At 43.5% G+C, this 19,479-nt stretch carries 19 protein-coding genes and 1 pseudogene; 12 read left to right on the top strand and 8 right to left on the bottom strand.

Annotation, left to right across the window (positions count from 1 at the left end):
- The first annotated feature begins 83 nt into the window (after nt 1-83).
- From PHF18_RS05760 to PHF18_RS05750, 3 genes are all read left to right on the top strand, one after another.
- Complete coding sequence (locus PHF18_RS05760; protein WP_300099595.1) at nt 84-980, top strand: D-aminoacyl-tRNA deacylase; 897 nt, start codon at nt 84-86, stop codon at nt 978-980.
- Nucleotides 981-1,060: 80 nt separating this feature from the next.
- Nucleotides 1,061-1,423, top strand: a complete 363-nt coding sequence (locus PHF18_RS05755) for a DUF3147 family protein (RefSeq protein WP_300099592.1) — start codon at nt 1,061-1,063, stop codon at nt 1,421-1,423.
- Between the two features lie 175 nt (nt 1,424-1,598).
- Nucleotides 1,599-1,979, top strand: coding sequence for a DUF3147 family protein (locus tag PHF18_RS05750; protein WP_300099589.1), 381 nt, complete (start codon nt 1,599-1,601; stop codon nt 1,977-1,979).
- A gap of 13 nt (nt 1,980-1,992) precedes the next feature.
- Here the strand turns inward: PHF18_RS05750 and PHF18_RS05745 are convergent, their stop codons facing one another.
- The 3 genes from PHF18_RS05745 to PHF18_RS05735 form a co-directional block, all read right to left on the bottom strand.
- On the bottom strand, nt 1,993-2,154 hold the full coding sequence (locus PHF18_RS05745; RefSeq protein ID WP_300099586.1) for a hypothetical protein: 162 nt from the start codon (nt 2,152-2,154) through the stop codon (nt 1,993-1,995).
- Nucleotides 2,155-2,333: 179 nt separating this feature from the next.
- Complete coding sequence (locus PHF18_RS05740) at nt 2,334-3,740, bottom strand: MATE family efflux transporter (protein ID WP_300099583.1); 1,407 nt, start codon at nt 3,738-3,740, stop codon at nt 2,334-2,336.
- 22 nt (nt 3,741-3,762) lie between these two features.
- Nucleotides 3,763-4,230, bottom strand: a complete 468-nt coding sequence (locus PHF18_RS05735) for a MarR family winged helix-turn-helix transcriptional regulator (RefSeq protein ID WP_300099581.1) — start codon at nt 4,228-4,230, stop codon at nt 3,763-3,765.
- A gap of 286 nt (nt 4,231-4,516) precedes the next feature.
- On the opposite strand from PHF18_RS05735, the gene PHF18_RS05730 reads away from it, so the two are divergent.
- Nucleotides 4,517-5,668: a DUF2157 domain-containing protein gene (locus PHF18_RS05730; protein ID WP_300099578.1), complete on the top strand. Its 1,152-nt coding sequence runs from the start codon at nt 4,517-4,519 to the stop codon at nt 5,666-5,668.
- 103 nt (nt 5,669-5,771) lie between these two features.
- Nucleotides 5,772-6,347: a GDYXXLXY domain-containing protein gene (locus tag PHF18_RS05725; RefSeq protein ID WP_300099575.1), complete on the top strand. Its 576-nt coding sequence runs from the start codon at nt 5,772-5,774 to the stop codon at nt 6,345-6,347.
- Between the two features lie 89 nt (nt 6,348-6,436).
- Here the strand turns inward: PHF18_RS05725 and anfO are convergent, their stop codons facing one another.
- Nucleotides 6,437-7,066, bottom strand: a complete 630-nt coding sequence (gene anfO / locus PHF18_RS05720) for a Fe-only nitrogenase accessory protein AnfO (protein WP_300099572.1) — start codon at nt 7,064-7,066, stop codon at nt 6,437-6,439.
- 214 nt (nt 7,067-7,280) lie between these two features.
- On the bottom strand, nt 7,281-8,417 hold the full coding sequence (locus tag PHF18_RS05715; protein ID WP_300099567.1) for an aldo/keto reductase: 1,137 nt from the start codon (nt 8,415-8,417) through the stop codon (nt 7,281-7,283).
- 196 nt (nt 8,418-8,613) lie between these two features.
- Here PHF18_RS05715 and PHF18_RS05710 point away from each other — a divergent pair, with 196 nt between their 5' ends.
- The 3 genes and pseudogenes from PHF18_RS05710 to PHF18_RS05700 form a co-directional block, all read left to right on the top strand.
- Nucleotides 8,614-8,973, top strand: coding sequence for a carboxymuconolactone decarboxylase family protein (locus tag PHF18_RS05710; RefSeq protein WP_300099564.1), 360 nt, complete (start codon nt 8,614-8,616; stop codon nt 8,971-8,973).
- 236 nt (nt 8,974-9,209) lie between these two features.
- A complete protein-coding gene (locus tag PHF18_RS05705; RefSeq protein WP_300099561.1) occupies nt 9,210-9,764 on the top strand; it encodes a DUF6141 family protein in 555 nt (184 codons plus the stop codon).
- 397 nt (nt 9,765-10,161) lie between these two features.
- A pseudogene (locus tag PHF18_RS05700) lies at nt 10,162-10,656 on the top strand (DUF6141 family protein); the annotation flags it as partial.
- A 148-nt stretch (nt 10,657-10,804) separates the two neighbouring features.
- Here PHF18_RS05700 and PHF18_RS05695 read toward each other — a convergent pair.
- Nucleotides 10,805-11,245: a hypothetical protein gene (locus PHF18_RS05695; RefSeq protein WP_300099558.1), complete on the bottom strand. Its 441-nt coding sequence runs from the start codon at nt 11,243-11,245 to the stop codon at nt 10,805-10,807.
- A gap of 559 nt (nt 11,246-11,804) precedes the next feature.
- Between PHF18_RS05695 and PHF18_RS05690 the strand changes: the two genes are divergently transcribed.
- The 4 genes from PHF18_RS05690 (at nt 11,805) to PHF18_RS05675 (ending at nt 16,526) form a co-directional block, all read left to right on the top strand.
- A complete protein-coding gene (locus tag PHF18_RS05690) occupies nt 11,805-13,250 on the top strand; it encodes a rhodanese-like domain-containing protein (protein ID WP_300099555.1) in 1,446 nt (481 codons plus the stop codon).
- Nucleotides 13,251-13,845: 595 nt separating this feature from the next.
- The gene (locus PHF18_RS05685; RefSeq protein ID WP_300099552.1) at nt 13,846-14,253 is read left to right on the top strand and encodes a DUF1699 family protein; all 408 of its coding nucleotides are present in this window, start codon (nt 13,846-13,848) and stop codon (nt 14,251-14,253) included.
- Between the two features lie 842 nt (nt 14,254-15,095).
- Nucleotides 15,096-15,893, top strand: a complete 798-nt coding sequence (locus PHF18_RS05680; RefSeq protein WP_300099549.1) for a winged helix-turn-helix domain-containing protein — start codon at nt 15,096-15,098, stop codon at nt 15,891-15,893.
- Nucleotides 15,894-16,106: 213 nt separating this feature from the next.
- Nucleotides 16,107-16,526: a hypothetical protein gene (locus tag PHF18_RS05675; RefSeq protein ID WP_300099546.1), complete on the top strand. Its 420-nt coding sequence runs from the start codon at nt 16,107-16,109 to the stop codon at nt 16,524-16,526.
- Between the two features lie 95 nt (nt 16,527-16,621).
- On the opposite strand, the gene PHF18_RS05670 is transcribed toward PHF18_RS05675, so the two are convergent.
- Both PHF18_RS05670 and PHF18_RS05665 read right to left on the bottom strand, forming a co-directional pair.
- Entirely contained in the window at nt 16,622-17,071 is a 450-nt protein-coding gene (locus tag PHF18_RS05670) for a flavodoxin domain-containing protein (protein ID WP_300099543.1), read from the bottom strand.
- A 218-nt stretch (nt 17,072-17,289) separates the two neighbouring features.
- Nucleotides 17,290-19,056, bottom strand: coding sequence for a PAS domain-containing protein (locus PHF18_RS05665; protein ID WP_300099541.1), 1,767 nt, complete (start codon nt 19,054-19,056; stop codon nt 17,290-17,292).
- Nucleotides 19,057-19,479: the final 423 nt, after the last annotated feature.

Raw genomic sequence — 19,479 nt, 5'->3', positions numbered from 1 at the left:
GGCAATTGTTTCTGAACGAAAGTCCAGAATAGATTCAGGATAAATTCAGGATAAATTCAGAAGAAAACCGGACTGATCCGCCAATGACTGATATAAGTAATCCAGAGAATATGAATAATTCAAAAATCACCATCATCTGTTCTGCCCCTGACCTTGCCAGCCAGAACATCAAAACTCATCTCTTGAACCTGAGAGAATGGAAAAACCTCAAACTCCCGCCAGACTCCGAATTTTCAGCAGCTAGAGAATCCACGGATGGAAAATTCAGGCTTGTAGATATTGAAGAAATCCATGTTTTTCAGGATGGACTTGACAAGAAACTGGAAACTGCAGGGCTGCCAGCCTCCCTGATTATCTTTGCCTCCAAGCACAGGAGCAAAGAGGAAGTGAAGTCCCTGACTGTGCACTGCACAGGGAACTCCTCGGATGAAGCCAGGCTCGGAGGACACCCGAGAGAGCTTGCGGTCTCTTCCCCGGCAGCCATGAAATCCATCCTGCTGGAGATGAAAAGGCTTGCCAAAGTAAAAGGGCTGGACTACGACGTAACCCTGGAAGTAACCCACCACGGGCCAACCGAACTAACTGTGCCCTCCATTTACGCCGAAATCGGGAGCACTGAAGGCCAGTGGGAAGAACCGGTCCCCGGTGAAGTAGTCGCTCAGGCCATCCTTGCAGTATCCCTTGAAAAAGTTCCCACTGCAGTTGGCTTCGGGGGCGGGCACTATGCCATGCGCCAGACAGGCCTGCTGCTGGAAACCGCCATCTCTTTCGGCCACAACTTTCCGAAATACCAGCTCGAATTCGTGGATGAGGCTCTTATCAGGCAGGCGGTCGAGAAATCAAATGCTGAATTTGCCTATTTTGACCGGAAATCCATGAAAAGTGAAGACAAAAAAAGGATTTCCGAAATTCTGGAAAAGCTTGGGCTAAAAGTCTTAAAAGAGTCTGAGATCAGAGAAAAGTACGGCAAGGAAGAATAAAGTTCATTGCATGGCAGCCCAGTATCCAGGGTTATTCCAATGCCTATAAAGGTCATTCAGGCACTCGGGGCAGAAACATCATGTTTGACATTGATCCTTTTTCTTTATTCCTCCGCTTCCTGTTCGGAGGAAGTGCGGTTTTAGCTTCCACTCTGATCGCCCGGACTTTCGGGGGCAAGCTCGGAGGAATCTTTGCTGCTTTTCCGGCAGTGTACCTGGCAGCAGTCATGGGCTTGAGCCTGGAATATGAAGGCGGGGAACTGCTGTCTGTGACCGAACAGCTTTCGAAAGGGGCATTGGTGGGAATGGCAGCAGATATCTGCTGTGCACTTGCTGCCAGCTACTTTATTCTCAGGTACGGATGGAAAACAGGCCTTGGACTTGCCCTTCTCCTCTGGGCGGTGCTTGCTCCGATGATTTACCTTATGTGGTTCGGGTTTTGAGAAGGGAAAACCAAATCAAGGGAAAACCAATTCAAGAGAAAACCGATTCAAGGGAACAAATAAGGGAAAACCAAATCAAGAGAACAAATAAGGGAAAAGCAAATCAAGAGAACAAAAATCAATCGGGGACTAAACCAATGGAAATCAAAAAAAGTCCTGAATCACGAGGCAGCTAATGAAACTCGATATCCGCGACCTGGGCCTGAGGTTCATTTTCGGGGGCCTGGCTGTTGCTGCCTGTTATGTTGTGCTCCAGCTCGTGCCTTCAAAATCCTTTGCAGGGATTTTTGCTGCTTTTCCTGCGGTAATGGCTGCAGCTGTTATTATGGCCGGACATTTCGGAAACTCCGAGCAGGCTGCCGATATCGCCCTTGGAGCTAGTGCAGGGATGCTGGGCTGTACCATCTGCGTGCTCACGGCTACCTTTTGCATGCAGCACCTTGGGAAGTGGGGACTGTCTCTTGGAATCGCCCTTGTATTCTGGTTTGTTAGTTCTTATGCAGCAATTATGCTGATGCAGGGCTTGCTGGAAAAAAGAAAAGAAAAAAGACAGTAAAAATTTTTCTTGCTTATTTTTTTAATTTCATCGGTTCTCCACAACAAGTTATGTTGCCGGTACAGCAAGTGTCAGTCGTGCAGCAGGCTTCTCCACATTCGTTTACTACTTTAAGCTCGAACCCGCACTCTTCACAAACAAGAATCTGGCCTTCCTTCAATTCGCCGCAGTTCATTTCATGTTACCTCAATTCGCTTGATAGAAAAAGTATGTAATTTGAGTTCAAACGGTTTTTGAAACAATGATTCTGAAGATTGTTATATAAAACTGAGAATCTTTTATGAACCTGAATCGAAGGAAAAAAGAGGGAGGAGCAGAAGTCGAACTTCTGTCTTCATTTCAGTTTGCCAGACCTCATTCTAACCTGCTTGAAATTGCCATTTCTGCCCCGATCCCGATTTTTGAAACACCTGTACGTTTTTTAAAACTCCTGTATACTCTGAGAAGCATCAGTCCGGAAAGAAGAAACGACAGAAGGTCCGAAGCCGGAAAAGCCGCCCAGACTCCAGCCAGCCCATACAAACGGGGGAGGATGATCACAAGAGGGATCAGGAAGAGGAGCTGCCGGCTAATAGAGAGCAGGAAAGAGGGTTTTGCCTGTCCCAGGGCCTGAAATAAGGTTGTTGTGACAACATTGCAGCCTATCAAAGGCAGCCCGAGGACCATAATCACCACAGCGCTTTTTCCAACTGTCAGATATTCCGGATCGGCACTGAAAAGCCCGAGGAGTTGCTCCGGAAAGAGGGAGATGACAAGGAGGCCAAGGAGCCCGAAAGCCGTTGTCGCTGCAAGAGACAATTTCACAGCTTCTACTATCCTTCCGAACTGTTTTGCTCCGTAGTTGAACCCTACAATCGGCTGCAGGCCAAAGGACATACCCAGGAGGGGAAGGAAGATGAAGGAATTAATCTTCATTGTTATACCAAAAACGGCAATTGCGACATCTCCTCCGTAGCTTGCAAGGGCATTGTACACAAAAATCATCATAACACTGCCTGATGCCTCCATTACAAAAGACCCAAGCCCAATAGCTCCGATTTCCTTAATAATGCCCGGGGACAGTTTCAATGTTTCTGCTTTGAAACGCACAGCTCCTTTTCCTTTAAGGCAGTATTGCAGGAGCCAGGCCGAACCCACTGACTGGGACAGCACGGTTGCAATTGCAGCTCCCTGCACCCCCATCCCGAAGCCGAAGATAAAAAGCGGGTCAAGGAGAATATTAAGGCCGCCTCCTATCAGCATAGCGTTCATCGCAAGGCGGGCATTCCCTTCGGCTCTGACGATATTCTGAACCGAGATTCCAAAGACAAAAACAATCCCTCCTGCAATTATAATTTCAAGATAATCTCTGGCGTAGGGAAGGATTCCGGGAGTCGAACCGAAGGCTTTCAGAATAGGATCAAGGTAAAGAAGGCAGGGAATTGCAATAAGCACACTGAGGATCAGGCTCAGGGAAAAAACATTTCCAAGGACTTTCTCAGCTCTTTCGGTTTCTCGTGCCCCGAGGGCACGCGAGATAATGGAAGAGCCCCCTGTCCCAAGAATAATTCCAAAAGCCATAATTATCATCTGAACCGGGAAGGCTATGGAAAGCCCACCTATGGCCTGAACACTCTCCGCTCCATAAGCCCATCCTACAAAAAGGGTATCCACTACATTATAGAGAGCCTGCACCAGCATTCCGATGATCACAGGAGTTGAAAGTTTAAACAGGAGTTTTCTGATACTCTCTGTTCCCAGAAATTCACTTTTTTCATCCATATTTTATTCTTCCCTGTCGTTTTTACTTCATGTACCCCGGCCTGTCAGGACGAGGAGGTTCAGATCCCGGTTCAAGAAGTTTAAATGCAGCCTTCTGGACCAGTTGCCTGAAAATTTCTTTTTCTTCCGGGGTGAAATCCGAAAGGAGAGTATCGACAAATGAAATCAGTTTTTTAAGGACAACCCCTCTTATTTCCTTTCCTTTTTCAGTCAGGTAAACCTTGTAAGCCCGGAGGTCATCTTTGTCCCTTAGCCTGTACACGTACCCTTCTTTTTCCAGGCTCTGGATCGCTCGAGTGCTTGTTGCTTTGCTTACTTTCAGAGCCTTTGCAAGGTTTTCCTGAGAGATGCCGTCTCTATTGTATAAAACCATTAAAAAATCAAATTGTCCGCTTCCGATCCGGTAAGCTTCAAGTTCCTTTGCCATGTATGCCAGGTGGCTCCGGTAGATGTGAGCGATAGGGCCGCAGATTTCTCCTGGGTCTTCCATATTTTATCCTCCCTTTTATTCTCCCTTTTTCCGAAGCTGAGAAGCTTGTTTTGAGATCAAGGCTATTTGGAATATAGTTTCATATGAAACTAATATGGTGCCCTCAAGGTTTTTGATGCATATAATAGTTTCGGATGAAACTATCTGAGAACAGGAATCTGGATAAAAACAGGAATCTGGATAAAAACAGGATACAACAGATTTGGCATGTTTTTAAATAAGGAAAGGAAGCGGGAGTTTATGTGCCTGAAAAGAAGTATATAGAACATATTGATGTAATTTACATATGTTCGATGAAGACCTTATCCTGAAATGGCTGGATGAAGGCACTATTGATCACGCTCAGGCAGAAAAGATGAGGGGAGATCTTGCGGAATATAAAAGGGAACGCAGGTCAAAAAAACAAATTATTGCCTTTTCGACCATAGGGGCTATTTTAATCGGGATCGGTGCCATTCTGTTTGTGGCTTCTAACTGGGAGAAAATCGGGGATATTGCCAGGGTTTTGCTGCTTGTTGGAAGTACAGTGGGCATACATTATGCGGGTTATCGTTTGAAATACGAGAAACAAAAATACCTCCGGCTGGGTTCTGCCCTGATTTTACTCTCAGCCCTGCTCTTTGGAGCCAGTTTCTTTTTAATTGCCCAGATCTACAATATCAACGCCAACAACAGTACCCTTGTCCTGATCTGGGGCCTTGGAATTTTTCCCCTGGTCTACGGCTACCGGTCTGCTCCAATCGCCGGGCTCTGCTCCCTGCTCTTTTATCTCTGGATTAGTCTTCTGTACGGGGAGAGGACTGATCTTAATAAATTGATTAATATCTGGGACCTCTTCCTCATCTCAGGCATTTCGATCTATTTTATAGGGATTTTGCATGGGCTGGCAGAAAAAGTAAAACATGCTGAAACCCCGTTTAAGTTTATGGGGCTGCAGGCTGTGCTCTTTGCATTATTTGTACACACCTTCGAGCTTGGGAAATATCAGGTTGAAAAAATCGTTCCTGTTATTTACGCCATCTCAGGAGTCCTTTTCCTGGCAGTCCTGCTTCCAAAATCACTCCGAGAAAGGCTTAAAAGTTTTCAGGCAGATGTGAGCATATCCATAGTTGCATTGTTAATGGCAGGGATCACTCTCACAACAATATACAGCCCGGCATCGGAAAAAACTTACATGATTCTTTTCAATGTCATCTTCCTCGGACTTTTAACCCTGCTCCTCTATGCCGGGTACAGCACCGAAGATATGGGGATAGTAAATACCACAATGTTCTGGTTTGTCATCCTCATTTTTGCAAGATATTTTGACTTTTTCTGGGAAATGCTTCCAAGGTCACTCTTTTTCATGCTTGGAGGGCTTGTCCTGCTGGTTATAAGTGTTGTTCTTGAAAGAAAAAGACGGGAATTAAAGGTCCAATTTTCCGGAGGGGAACAATGAAAGGGACAATGAAAGGAACAATGAAAGGGACAATGAAAAGCAGCTGTTTGAGATTTAGGGGTTATGAAGCAATGGCTCTTTCGGGAAAAGGGAGGTTCCGGGGATGAATCAAAAGAAGATCTTTTATCTCACGATAGTCTTCTGGCTCATGCTCTTTTCAGGTTTTATCCTGTACAAAGAATATACCCTGAGAACCGGGACCGAAGTTGTACTTAAAACCGAACCTGTAGACCCAAGGGATCTTTTTAGAGGAGATTACGTGATCCTCAATTACGATATCAGTACCCTTGACCTGGATGAGGTCCCAGTTGAAGATCCTTATTTTAACCATAATGACCGGATATACCTGGCAATTGAACTGGAAGACGGGTACGGGGTGCCCAAAAAAGTATACAGGAATCCTCCCGGCGATGAACTTTATCTCAAAGGTACGGTAAAAGAACTGATCTACGACTGGGGCGAAGATGAAGATGGCATTATAACAGAAGAACCTCACATTAAAGAACTCAGGGTCGAGTACGGTATTGAGAGCTATTTTGTTCCCGAAGGCAGGGGGATAGAAATAGAAAGCCAACAGTGGACCGGCGAAGAAGGAGTCGATGTAAAGGTTGTTGTTGACAAATATGGAAATGCCGTGATTAAGAGCTTATTGATTGGCGGACAGGAGGTAGAGATTTAGGCTTTTTGCAAAAAAAGCCTTTTACCTTCATGGGCTGCCTGTAAAAAAGTAACTGGTAGAAATTTCAAGTGTCCTCAAAATCACCAATTTTACGTGGTTTGCACACGTACTATCCTGAAGGTATTCCTATTCAGCAATTCATTTACAGTTTCGTATTCAAACCCCAAGCCGCCTAAATCTGTGATAAACCACTTAGGAATATGACTGCAAACGACATCCAGACTGTTAAATTCTCCATTTTTCAGATAGGGAATCAGAATTTTCTTTGAAGTCAACTCCGGATTTTTAAACATGATTTTTTCTATATTAATCGAAAAATCACCTTTATTCACACCGGGTTCCAGAAATTCGTTGATATCGAATTTACGGGGCTCTTCCTGCCGCTTCTCAATTGTCTCAAGCATGTCTTTTTTGACCGAATCAAGGACATCCGGCACATTGCTTTCCACAAGGAAGATGTCAAAGCCCGCTGCCTGAAAAGTGCCGGATGCGATACCCGGGATTTCACTTGCAACCACTACTTTTACATCACCAAGCTGCTTTATGGTATCCGCCACAGCCATTCGGACCGCTGCCATTCCTTTCGCATTGAAAACTTTATTTTCAAAACGGTTGAAGGCTTTCCATTCCCCACCGTTTTTCTCATATGTTGCAATGAATCCCGGTTCAAATATAGAACTCGTTTGCTGGTTTTCGTTTTCCACAACTGCAATTTTCAAGGCGCATCCTCCTTTAGTGTTAAATTTTATAATGTTCTCGGGCTGTGAGTGAACTCCCCCTCCCTGCAAGCCTCTGGCTGTCGAGGAAGGAGTTTCCTTCGAGTATTTACCTCATTTGCACAAGCTATATGGGCTTAATTCTGCAATTACAGAATATATCGTTTGCGACAGCACGAGCATAAAGCATTAAGGATACAGAAAACTCCAATTCTCTTCAATCCTCCATAAACTCCTTAACTTCCTTCAACATCTCCCGTATCTTAATATTCTGCGGACAGACCTCCTCACACTCCCCGCACTCAACGCAGTTCCCGGCCTTTTCCTCAGGGGACAGAAGAACTCCATACTGGAACCTGGCATTTGCCACATCATCAAGCATAAAAACGTCGTTAAGGTAGCTGAGGTTCCGCGGGATATTCACTCCTGAGGGGCAGGGCATGCAGTATTTACAGGCCGTGCAGTTGACTTTGATCCGGGCTCTGTAGATCTCCTTAACTTCTCTGATCAGGCTTTTTTCTTCGGCTGAAAGGGAACTGGAATGCCCTTCTTCCGCAATTCTCAGGTTTTCTTTCAGGTGCTCTGGTTCCGACATCCCGCTAAGGACAACACTGACTTCGGGATAGTCCCAGAGGTAGCGGAAAGCCCATTCTGCGGGGCTTCTTTTGATTCGGGCACGGTCCCAGACCATCCGGGCTTCTTCCGGAACCTTTGAAGCCAGGTTTCCACCGCGCAGGGGTTCCATGACCACGACTGCAAGCCCCTTTTCAGCCGCGTATTTCAGGCCTTCGATTCCTGCCTGAAAGTCTTCGTCCAGGTAATTTAACTGGATCTGGCAGAGGTCCCAGGGGTAGGCGTCCACAACTTCCTTGAAAACGTCCAGCTCGTCGTGGAAGGAAAAACCTGTATATTTGATTTTCCCGGCTGCTCGAGCTCTTTCCAGGAATTCTGTAACCCCAAATCTCTTCAGTTTTTCCCAGTAGCTTTTCTTTACGGCGTGCAGGAGGTAGAAGTCAATGCAGTCCGTCTGGAGCTTTTCAAGCTGCTCGTTTAAGAAACGGTCCATGTCCTCTTTGCAGTTTACGCGCTTGCAGGAGAGCTTGGTTGCCAGATGGACTTTTTCCCGGTAGCCTTCGGCAAGGGCTTTTCCCAGGAAAACTTCGCCCATCCCCCCGTGGTAGGAATAGGCAGCGTCAACGTAATTTACCCCGTGGTCAATTGCATCGCGGAGGAGGGCAGTTGCCTTTGCCTCGTCTATTTTGTCGGGCACTCCGTCGAGAACAGGAAGCCTCATACAGCCGTATCCGAGAATCGAAACCTTTTCGCCCGTGTTTCCTAATTTGCGGTATAACATTTTTAGTCCCTGTGATTGTGTCTATCCAGCAGTATAGAAGTAATAGCTTTAAAAAGCAAATCAAGGTTTCGTCATTTATTATTCTTTGTTTTATATAGAATCTTTCAATGTTTTGTAAGTGGATATGGAAAATAATAAGAGATACGGTTAAGAGATACTGTTATATCCGATCCTTGCCTATAACATATCGATTATTATGGGGCAGAACATCCAAGAAATCAAAGAAGTAAAGGGCTTTTTACCCAGGTCTGTTGTTTACGCTGAAAAGATAAATGAGGATTTTGGCGAAGGGCTTGCAGGTTTTTATAAAGCTGTCTGGGCTGAGAGGGAAGGCGGGCTTTCCATGAAACAGAAGCATCTGATGGTCTTTGCTATCGCCTGTTCCAACAACAACACAGAAAGCGCGGTCAAGATCCTGGAAAGGCTTCATAAATTCGGAGCCACACGAGCCGAAATTTCAGATACTATGATGATGGCTGCCTGGACTGGCGGGATTCAAAATTTCACGGATTTCAGTGCAGCTGTACTGAAGGAAATGGAGAGACTGGGCTATTAAATAGCCAGTTTTCTCTACTTTTTTATTTCTCTACTTTTTTATTTCTCTACTTTTTTAGAATCCTTTTTAAATCAGTTTGTCGTTTTAGTTATTATAATTCTTATGCAGGTTTATTCTCATGGGGTTATACAATATTTCACTCTCAGAATACTTTATCTAAATTTTCGATCAAATTTCATAAAACTCTCCTATATATTCCATAAAATATTGATAACATATTCGGAGACCGGCAAAAAATGTACTGCACAACTGAAGGAATGAGCAGGATACGTAATCCAGTTCTCTTTAGAGAAGTCCAGAAGATGGATCAGGTGTGGATCAGGCTCGTTGTTGGTATTCCGGTATTTATTTTCTGGTATGGTGCCTACCAGCAGCTCTTTCTCGGGAAACCTTTCGGGAACAATCCTGCTCCTGACTGGATGATGCTTGTCTTATTGCTGGTTTTTGGGGTTTTTTTCCCTCTTTTATTCTATTCCCTCAAAATGATCACCGAAATCAGGAAAGATGGTATGTACGTCCGCTTTTATCCTTTTCATTTTTCTTTCAGATCCTTTCTTTTCGAGACTATCCAGAGTTACGAAGTCATAACCTACAACCCAATCAGGGATTACGGAGGTTGGGGCATACGCTACGGGTTAAAAGGGACTGCATATAATGTAAAGGGTAACAGGGGCGTTCTTTTGGAATTTGCGGAAGGGCACAATGTAAAAAAGTTGATGATTGGCTCTCAGATCCCGGAAAGACTTTCCGAAGCTGTCCGCAGGGCAATAATATCGCAGACTTCAGGATAATCCGGTGATTTACAGAAGTGTTTTTTATTTGAGAAATCCTCTTATTTAAAAAGTTCCTGTAACGCCAAGAATATTTTAGTTTATTACTACATAATTTTTTCTATAATGTTTCTTCCTTATAGATCTTTTCTCAGATTTTCTTTAAGTATTTTATCACTAGAGTTAATTTTGATCATTAACTATATTTTTAAATTAGATTGGATATAAAATTTCTATTTTTTTCGGAAGGTTTATTTACTCTGTTTTAGTAGAGAAAAATATAAGGATTTTGAATCAATGGATTCTTACAGTATAAAATTTATTCACTGATCAATAATGTAAGGGATATGATGATCAGGGCATGTGTGGTCAGGTCATCATATAAAGGAAGGGAGGGGTTGTTACGGAACACCCGGAAACAGGTTTAATTTTTCGAGAAGTACAGGATATGCACAATAAAGTTTTTCTGGTTTCTGTCCTTTATCCTGCCCTTCTGCTCTGGTACGTTGAGATCTACAGCCTGGTCTTCGGAAAACCTGCCGGGATTCTGAATGTTCCTGAACTCTACTTATTTGCGCTCTGGTTTGTCTTCGGTATATTCTTCCCTCTTCTATTTTACTGTACAAAATATATCACAGAGGTCAGAAGGGATGGGATCTATACCCGTTTAATCCCTCTGAACCCCTCATTTAAGAAAATCCCTATTTATGTGGTTGAGGAGTGCAGTATCCAGGCATATGACCCTTTTACAGGAAAGGATTACAAAGATACAACCCACAAAGATACGACCCTTTCTAAGAGAGTAAATTTTGTTGTAATCCTAAAACTCATCACAGGGAAAAGAGTAGTAATCAGCTCCAAGAATCCAGAAGAACTCCATAAGGCAATTATGTCTGCTGTGACCAGTTTTTGACCAAAGCCTTCTTGACCAAAGCCTTCTTGACCAAAGCCTAAAGGACCGCGGAATTATAATGGAACTCGTTTACATAAAAAAAGGCAGCTTACCAAAAGTTCTGAAAAATATCATTGACTCTACATCCTTTTTCTTCGCTAATTGCATTTTATTCCTTCTTTTCGACTCTTGCTTTGACTTCTTCCTGAATATTTTTTGGCACATCCTCATAAGCACATTCCCACATAATACGTCCAGGCTTGTCATTGCCCGCATCATCAAGTGCTTGTGCTTCTTTTAAAATACCCATAACTTCCTTTACCCAATAGTCAACTTTGCTCAAAGGCTGATGGTCTTTTTCTATCAAGGGACGTATTTTGTTGATACTCCACATGAAATACGGAGTGCCGTCTTTCAATGGCGTTGACTTTGCATATCCTTCTTCAAGTGCTTTCTTAGTTGCTAATTTAGTTGTTGGATCTTTCAATCCTTCTCCTACAAGCAACTTACCGACTGCAATAGCAGATAATCCAAATTTTTTTCCTAAATTTGTCTGATTACTCCACATTTGTGTGAATTTCTTTTCCTTGCTCATTTCTATCACTGGCATTTTAGCTCTCTACATATTTCTTTAGTACATCTAAGGTTTGTCTTTGCAGGCGGGAATCCTTTTCCTCGAAAGTTCCGGCTTTCCCGGAAACAGCAGAGAGGGGAAAAAAGCAGTTTACTTCCCGAAAAAACAATAAAATAACGTCCTTCAAATTATATGAGGATTTTTTTATATTATTTTAAAACAATAATATGTTTCATGAAAAGGGGGTGTACCGGATATCTCCTGAAGATTAATCAAAAACTCGAGACATTAAAGCCGCTATCAATATCAAAAAGTTTGCACTTGAAACTTAATCCAGGAACACCCGTGGAACACGGGGTAGAGCCTGTGGCTTTGTGGAGGTTACTCCGGAAAGTCAACTACCCTCTAAATGTAAAGATTTAACGGGTTTCCTGCTGAGGTGTTATGAAGCTGGAAGTTCCTTTCCCAAAAATCTAAGCCGCTAGACAAAGATTTTCGGGAGGGGCAGTTCACAATATAGAGAGAATCATTAGAGAGAATCATATTTTATGGAACTTTCGGTACTTTGCCGACCTGTCTATCGGGGGAAAATAGTATGCAAATAACTCCATTTTTTGTGAGAGGAATAGCACACAGTTCATATATTCTTGCCGGAAAGCAAAGCTGTGCGGTCATTGACCCGCAAAGGGATGTAGATATCTATATCAAAGAGGCAAAATCCAGGGGCCTGAAAATTACTCATGTCCTGGAGACTCATCTGCATGCAGATTTTGTCTCCGGGCATATGGATCTTGCTGAACTTACGGGAGCAACAGTCTATGCCCCTCAAACTGCTAGCTGTGAGTTTGAACATGTAGGGCTCGTTGAAGGGGATAAGTTCGAAATCGAGGACATGAGTGTAAGGATCCTGGAAACTCCAGGGCACACCCCTGAACATATCTGCTATGTGGTTTCGGATACCTCCAGAGGTCCTGATCCGGCTGCTGTTTTTTGTGGGGATACACTTTTTGTCGGGGACGTTGGCAGACCAGACCTTTTTCCCGGAAAAGCCAGAGAACTGGCTTCCATGCTTTACGACAGCCTGCACAAAAAACTGCTTTCTCTTCCTGACTCCTGCGAGGTCTATCCTGCACACGGGGAAGGCTCCCTCTGCGGAAGGGCTATGGGAGCCAAACGTTCGAGCACAATCGGATATGAACGCAAATACAACTATGCTCTCCAGATCCCTGATCGGGAGGGGTTCATAGAGGATCTCACAACAAATATGCCTCCGGCACCTGACCATTTTAGCCGCTGCACCGAAATCAACAGGAAAGGGCCCACAAAACTCAAAGAAATTCCGCCACTAAGGGAGATCCCTCCGAAGGATTTTTTCAAATTCGCCGGAAGGGACGATACAGCAGTTCTTGACAACCGCCATTATGATAGTTTTGGAGGAGAACATGTCTCAGGCTCCTGGTGTATCGATCTTCGGGGTAACTTTGCTACCTACGCAGGCTGGCTCCTGCCTCCGGATAAGCAGATCCTGCTCGTCTCAGACGATGAGGAAGATGCAAGGAAATCTGCGGTCTGGCTGCGCAGGGTGGGGCTTGACAGTATTGTAGGTTTTCTGAAAGGAGAAATGTTTGCCTGGGTAACTGCCGGACTCAGGGCTGCCCATGTGACACAGATATCGATTCCTGAACTCTATGAATGGGCCCGAAGTAAAAATCCTCCTGTAATTTTAGATGTTCGGGCTCCTTCCGAGTATGAGAGTTTCCATATAGAACATGCAGTAAATATTTCGGTCCAGGAATTGAGGGAAAGGTACAGGGAACTTGATCCTGAAGCTGAGTATGCAGTAATTTGCAGCACAGGGCACAGGTCAAGTATGGGGTGCAGTATTCTCAAAAAACACAGATTTTCCAGGGTGAATAACGCTTCAGGCGGAATGACCGGATACAATGCTGCGGGTTTCGGACCAGAGTGCCCGATGTGCGCTCTTTCCTGGGCTGGAAAAGCAGGTAGGAAAGAGGCAGAGGTCGCCCGGAAAGTGAAATGAAGATATGAATATTAGTTCCATTATTAAGCGCATCTTCCTTTACGGCAACAGTGCTTGCTGGCCCGTTTTAGCCAGTTTCCCTTTTAACGTTTTCAGACCCCATGCACATCTTCAGTTGTAACATAGGGGAATATACTCTGCACAGGCAGAAGACTCCGAGAATTGTACCGGGTCATTTGATCGGCTTATAAAAAACTTCCAGAGAATTCCCTGCCGAGGATCCTGTAATTTTTGAGGGCAGGGCATCTGTTGAACTGTATCACAATTTAAAGGGCAAGCTCCTGAAAATAGTAGATTATGGACTCAAGATTTAACCGGGTGGTTTTAATTCTATCAATTGCGTTTTTTCTTGTTTTATTCCTCTTATCAGGAGGCTCACTAGAAAGGCTAATGATATCTTGATTCTGAATACTTGAGTCCTGTTTTTCTTCCCTTTCCGAGAATTCTCTGTCACTTTTAAAATTATAAAAGGGGGCGGAAAATGCCGAAAACTGTCTAAACATTAACGGGTGTGGTAGATAAATATTTATAATAAGTATAAGTACTTTATAATGAGGTAAAAACATAAAAGAACTTTATAGTGGGGGAAGACATAATGAAAATTAGAGTAGTTAGTTCCAGGGAAGAGATATTTACTCTTAACCCTAATGAGCGTGTTGTTCATCTGGCCTTCAGGCCTTCGAACAAGGACATCTTTGCACTGGTGGAAACCTGCCCGAAAATTGAGGTAATTCAGTTACCAAAATCATACAGGCGCACGGTCTCAAAGTCCATAGAAATGTTCCTTGAGATGCAGAGAATCCAGCTTATCGAAGGAGATGTCTGGGGCCACAGGAAAGATATTAATGAATATTATAGTATTCCATCTTCAGTGATTGAGAAGATCAGAGAACTGAAGATGGAGGGTACACCTGCTGAGAGAATCGAAGAAAAGGTTGCAAGGGAAAGCAAGCTGAACCCTGAAATGATTGCTTACATTCTGACCAAGGAAGCTCTTGCCTGAAATCTTATAGGGCCGGACATATTTTCCTATGGATTGTCGTATTTTCAATGCAGATAAGATAATGTTGAAAGATTCACAATCTTTCAAGAACCCTTATTTGTTATACAATCTCCAGCTTAAAACTTTAAGTTTAAGGATTCTGGAAGGTACCCTGACCTGAGATAATAGTCAACTACCCCATGCTAAAGCATTGTGGCTTGCAAAAGCCCTGGTTGACCAGCCTGAGTCTTAATTGACTACGTTGGAAATGTCATGATACCTACGAATGCTTCCTCAGTTTGTAGCTCTATCGTGTAGCATTAAAAGTCCTGAGAGGTAGGGGTGGTGTGCTACACCTGACAAGCATATCCAACATTGGCGAGGGGAAACGGTTTTCCAAAACCGTGTTACCTGCTACGGAAATTCGATTCCAAAGCAGAGTGGAGAAATCCAAACGTGGAAAGGAATGCCAGAAAGTTGACGGCATTCCTCCCTGCGCTAAAGCAACAGGGCTTCCTGCCTGTCACATGTGAACCTCTATCTAGCGGGAACTAGCAGGTAGTGGGAACTAGCAGGTAGCGGGAACTAGCAGGTCAGGGAAACTCCAGGGAGATTCCATCATTTTTTTTCTGCAAATATTCAACTTATCAACGTTTTCAACTTTTAAAATTTTATTGGACATATCAAGTTTAGACTTGTTGCTAATATTTGATCTAATTAATCCGGACTTATTAAAAGACTCTGCTTTTTCTTCAGGTAAGAGGGGGCGAGGGAAGGTAATAACTTATATATTTTAGGCGGCTGTAATCTTTTTACTCTTTCCTGTAATTTTTTTAGCATTATAACTGAGAGGAGACTGAAGGGTGAAACTGGAACTTATAGAGCTGATTTTTCTTTCCGACAAGCGAAAACAGTTATTGCTTTTTCTGAAAAGCGGGCCCAAAAATATGGGTGAAATTACGGAAGCTCTTCAGGCAACTTCCACTTCAATCCTTCCCCAGATTAAAAAATTAAAGGATATGTCCCTGGTCGTTCAGGAGGACAAAACCTATAGTCTTTCTCTTATAGGAAACGTTCTAGTTGAAAAAATGCAGCCCCTTATCAGCACTATAGAACTTTTTGAAGATAACTTTGATTACTGGTCGGAAAAGGACCTTCAAGGTTTCTCTCCTTCTTTTCGGAAGAATCTGGGAGAACTTGGAAAATGTAAATTGATCCAGCCTGACCTGGACCGTATGTTCGAACTCGACCAGGAAGTTGTGAAAAATCTGTCTAACTCCACCCATGTTTTTGAAGCCATAGCCTACTTTCATCAGCCCATGATTTCTTTCTGCCAGGAGCTTGCAAAAAAGGGAGTTGAATTATCCTTTATAATGCCCGAGTCTGTTCTTCAGCGGTACTATACTGACTATATGGAGGACTTCAGAATTATGATGTCTCTTGATAATGTGAGATTTTTCCGGTATTCTGGAGAACTGAAGATTGCAAATCTTGCTGTTAGTGATAAGTTTTTCCTGATATCCCTTTTCCCGAAAAATCAGAGGCACTTTGACAGAGAGAACCTTATATGCTACGAACCCTCTGCCCGACAACTGGGCACCGAATTTTTCAACGAATTACTGCTGGATTCAACCCTGGTTACCGAAATACCTCAGGAATGAGCTCAACTCTGGCCATAAATGTACACTGTACAGGACTACTTATACAACGACTTATTCAAATACCTTATACCATACAAATACCTTCTACTATACAAATATCTTTTACAGAAAAACTTGGCATCGAAAAATTGTAAATCTTCTCAAACAGGAGGTAGTATCATAATAGGTTTTTACGAACAGAAGGCGGCTTATGGTAAACAAATAAGATTGCTTATGTTTGCAGGTCTGCTGCTTATCCTGGTATTTTACATCTTTTCTCTTACAGGGCTTTTCGGCTTTGGTACCGATCCTGAGGAAAAGTACGCTCTGCCTCTTGTCCTCCTCATTTATCTTGCTGCAATGTGGAGCTTTTTTGGCATGAGATTCCAGATAACTTCCGACAGCGTGGTTGCAGTTTTTCCCCCATTCAGGTACAGCATTCCCTTTTCCGACATCAGCTCGGTAGAGATCATGGACGAATTTCCGTGGTATATGGGGTGGGGCGTCAGAACCTGGGGCCGCAAGCTAATTTTCGCGGGAAAACACGCAAAAGCTGTAGCAATCAGGAAAGGAAAGGGTTTTTTCAGGACCGTTGTCCTGGTTTCTGAAAACCCTGATGAATTCAAGAAAAGAGTGGAAATGGCCCTTAAATAATTCGGGCCACTAATTTTTAAACAGTCCAGACCGGTTTACTTTTGAAATTCAAAAGTTCTTGCTTTATCGCGGCCTTTACGTTATTGCTGCTTTTGTTACTCTGCCTTTTTGCTTTTATGTTTAAGTTTTTCTGCAATATCTATGCCGAGCCGCTTGCATTCCTGCAAGTCCTTGTCCGTGGGCTTGTGAAGGATCCGGAGTACGGGGTCCACCACGCTCATTCCCACTTCCCTCATTTTTTCAGCTATCAATATGGGGGCTTCTCCGCTCCACCCGTAAGACCCGAAAGCAGCCCCTATCTTACCCTGTGGGTTTGCGGAAACAAGAGTTTCATTCATGAACTTTTCCATGGGCAGTAGCATTTTGTAGTAAAAAGTCGAAGAGCCAACTGCAATTGCTGCTGCTTCATTGAGTTCTTCGGGCTTTACATCATAGAAACTGACAACCTTTACATCCACGTTCTTTGACTCAATCCCTTTCCCTATTGCTTCGGCCATATCCTTTGTATTCCCTGAGGTACTGAGATAGACTACTATTGCTTTCAACCTGTATCCCCCTAACGATATAATTAATTATGATAAATTTTGATAATGCAAATCCCGGAAAAAGGAGAGCAAAAACCGGCAGTTGCGTATCTAAAGCTCAGAGCTTGAAGGCGTAACCCTGGGGCTTTCCTCGCTCCCCAATTCAGTATTATTTATAAAAATTATTTTAAATAAGGGTTTCGTTGTCCTGGCATAGTTCGAACTTCAGACAGCCCATTTTATATCAGGTCTGCCTCTATACGAATTGGGGCTATATGGGTAACTACCTGGAGGGCGACGCTCTCGAGGAAATCGCGGACTTCCAGGGGAATCCTGTCCACAGTGTGGGAAGCAAAGTTCAGGCTGCCTATTATCTCTCCCCTGTGCTTCATAGGGATTACTGCAACTGCAGTGATCTTTTCTTTCCTGAGCAGATCTGCCATCTCTTCAGCATAAAAATCCAGTTTGTAAATGGGTTTCTCAGTCCAGACCTGCTTTGCTTCCGGAGAGTCTGCCCTGTGTGCAGAAACACTTTTCACAAATTCGGAGGAAAGCCCCCTGTGTGCCACCAGGTTAATCTGGTCCATAAGCTCGTCTTTTAAGTATACACCTCCGGCATCTATCTCTGTTATTTGCAGGCAGGAATCAAGGACATGAGAAAGCATGGTCTGAAGGTTCCGGGTGGTGCTCAGGGATATCCCGAGTTCTCGCTGGATCTCGAGCATTTCCTGTGCTTTTTTTCGGTCGGTAACATCAACAATTATTCCTTGAAAGTAAGCCGGAATACCGTCACTATCTCGCGGGATATACGTCCTCTCCTCAACCCAGCGAATATTGCCATCTGCTGTGAAAATTCTATACTCCATCTCAAAAGAGTCATAACCTTCTCGAATTGAGCGTGCAAGGCTTTCAGAGACCAAATTGATGTCCTCTTTATGAATTATGTCTCCGTAAAGGATTCTACCTGAAGTGAAGTCTTCTACAGTATATCCAAACTGCATTACATTTTCTGAAACGAACTCTACAGGCCAGTTTTCCATATTTTTCCACAGGAAAGCTACTGCAGAGCTTTTCTTGATTATCGATTTCAGTAGTTTCTGCATTTCGAGAGATTTTATCAGGGCGTTTTCAACTTTTTTCCGGGAGGTTATGTCCAGCACTATCCCCTGAAAGCAGTTCACGTTCCCATCTTCCTCTCTCTGGATAAAGGTCCTTTCGTTTACCCAGCGCAGGTCTCCGGCTTTTGTAAAAATCCTGTATTCCGAATTGAAGCTTACTTCCCCTTTCTGGATGCGTCTCTCGAGTTCTTCTTCAACCTTTTTCAGGTCATCGGGATGTATTATCTTACCGTACAGGATTTTCTGTGATATAAAATCGTCAACTGTATATCCAAACTGTACAACATTATCCGAGACAAAAGCTGCAGGCCAGTATTTTTTATCCCTCCACAGAAAGACTACTGCAGGGCTGTTGTTGATTACTGTGGTCAGCACCTTCTGCATCTTAAGAACTTTTTCCAGTTTTTCTTCATTGCTCTTCCGCTCGGTGATGTCGAGAACCACTCCCTGAAAGTGGGTCACCCCTCCTTCCGAGTCTCTCTGGATGAAGGTCCTTTCGTTTACCCAGTGCAGGTCCCCGTCTTTTGTATAAATCCTGTATTCCATATTGAAATCCGGAGCTCCGCTCTTTATCCTTTTATCAAGTTCCCCCTCAACTGTTTTAAAATCTTCAGGGTGTATAATGTCCCCGTACAGTACCCTGCCCGAGATGAAATCTTCTACTGTATATCCAAAGTTCACCACATTTTCGGAAACAAACTCTGCAGGCCATTTTTCTTCGTTTTTCCAGAGAAATGCCACTACCTGACTGTTATTGATTATAGTTTTCAGGGCTTCTTCTCTTTCCAGAGCTGCGTAGAGAGCTTGTCCCCTTTCGCCATCCGCAGCATCTACTACATGGGGATAAGTGTTTAGTTCTTCTCCGTTTTTTGAAGTCTCGCTGTCCATTTTCTTTTAACCGCCTGCACAGGAATATTTTCGATAGTTTTTTCCTGGATAATGTTTTGAAAACTGGAGATAACTGGAGATATGCCGGATCTCAAATTCGTCTGTGTGCGAATTTTCCGGTTTGTATATTTGCTGTCGACAGGTTTGCCTGTAATTTTCGGTTCGATTTCTTTTATATAATAATGTTTTTATTGAATATCAGTTTTTTTGATCCATGAATTTTTTGTACCAGTTAAGTTGCATTCTATAGAGCCGAAAACTATTTCCCAATAAATCTCCGGTTTCTCTCAAAACTGTCTAAGCTATCCGTATTCATTTTTAAAGCATAATAGAAAAGTATTTATAATACATATACGGTAGTAAGATTCCGTAATCCGTGTTTGTGGTGCGGCCCTACCAGCCAGATGAACTCCACCACCAACA

This window comes from Methanosarcina sp. (assembly GCF_028693135.1).
Lineage (GTDB): Archaea > Halobacteriota > Methanosarcinia > Methanosarcinales > Methanosarcinaceae > Methanosarcina.
This window is presented reverse-complemented; position numbering and strand designations above follow the sequence as displayed.

Excerpts from the sequence above, each read along its gene's own strand:
- PHF18_RS05725 (WP_300099575.1), top strand. The coding sequence starts at position 5,772 with ATGAATCAAAAGAAGATCTTTTATCTCACGATAGTCTTCTGGCTCATG.
- PHF18_RS05685 (WP_300099552.1), top strand. The coding sequence starts at position 13,846 with ATGAAAATTAGAGTAGTTAGTTCCAGGGAAGAGATATTTACTCTTAAC.
- PHF18_RS05745 (WP_300099586.1), bottom strand. The coding sequence starts at position 2,154 with ATGAACTGCGGCGAATTGAAGGAAGGCCAGATTCTTGTTTGTGAAGAG.
- PHF18_RS05665 (WP_300099541.1), bottom strand. The coding sequence starts at position 19,056 with ATGGACAGCGAGACTTCAAAAAACGGAGAAGAACTAAACACTTATCCC.
- PHF18_RS05755 (WP_300099592.1), top strand. The coding sequence starts at position 1,061 with ATGTTTGACATTGATCCTTTTTCTTTATTCCTCCGCTTCCTGTTCGGA.
- PHF18_RS05705 (WP_300099561.1), top strand. The coding sequence starts at position 9,210 with ATGTACTGCACAACTGAAGGAATGAGCAGGATACGTAATCCAGTTCTC.
- PHF18_RS05715 (WP_300099567.1), bottom strand. The coding sequence starts at position 8,417 with ATGTTATACCGCAAATTAGGAAACACGGGCGAAAAGGTTTCGATTCTC.
- PHF18_RS05690 (WP_300099555.1), top strand. The coding sequence starts at position 11,805 with ATGCAAATAACTCCATTTTTTGTGAGAGGAATAGCACACAGTTCATAT.
- PHF18_RS05740 (WP_300099583.1), bottom strand. The coding sequence starts at position 3,740 with ATGGATGAAAAAAGTGAATTTCTGGGAACAGAGAGTATCAGAAAACTC.
- PHF18_RS05735 (WP_300099581.1), bottom strand. The coding sequence starts at position 4,230 with ATGGAAGACCCAGGAGAAATCTGCGGCCCTATCGCTCACATCTACCGG.
- PHF18_RS05750 (WP_300099589.1), top strand. The coding sequence starts at position 1,599 with ATGAAACTCGATATCCGCGACCTGGGCCTGAGGTTCATTTTCGGGGGC.
- PHF18_RS05710 (WP_300099564.1), top strand. The coding sequence starts at position 8,614 with ATGGGGCAGAACATCCAAGAAATCAAAGAAGTAAAGGGCTTTTTACCC.
- PHF18_RS05695 (WP_300099558.1), bottom strand. The coding sequence starts at position 11,245 with ATGCCAGTGATAGAAATGAGCAAGGAAAAGAAATTCACACAAATGTGG.
- PHF18_RS05675 (WP_300099546.1), top strand. The coding sequence starts at position 16,107 with ATGTTTGCAGGTCTGCTGCTTATCCTGGTATTTTACATCTTTTCTCTT.
- PHF18_RS05760 (WP_300099595.1), top strand. The coding sequence starts at position 84 with ATGACTGATATAAGTAATCCAGAGAATATGAATAATTCAAAAATCACC.
- PHF18_RS05730 (WP_300099578.1), top strand. The coding sequence starts at position 4,517 with ATGTTCGATGAAGACCTTATCCTGAAATGGCTGGATGAAGGCACTATT.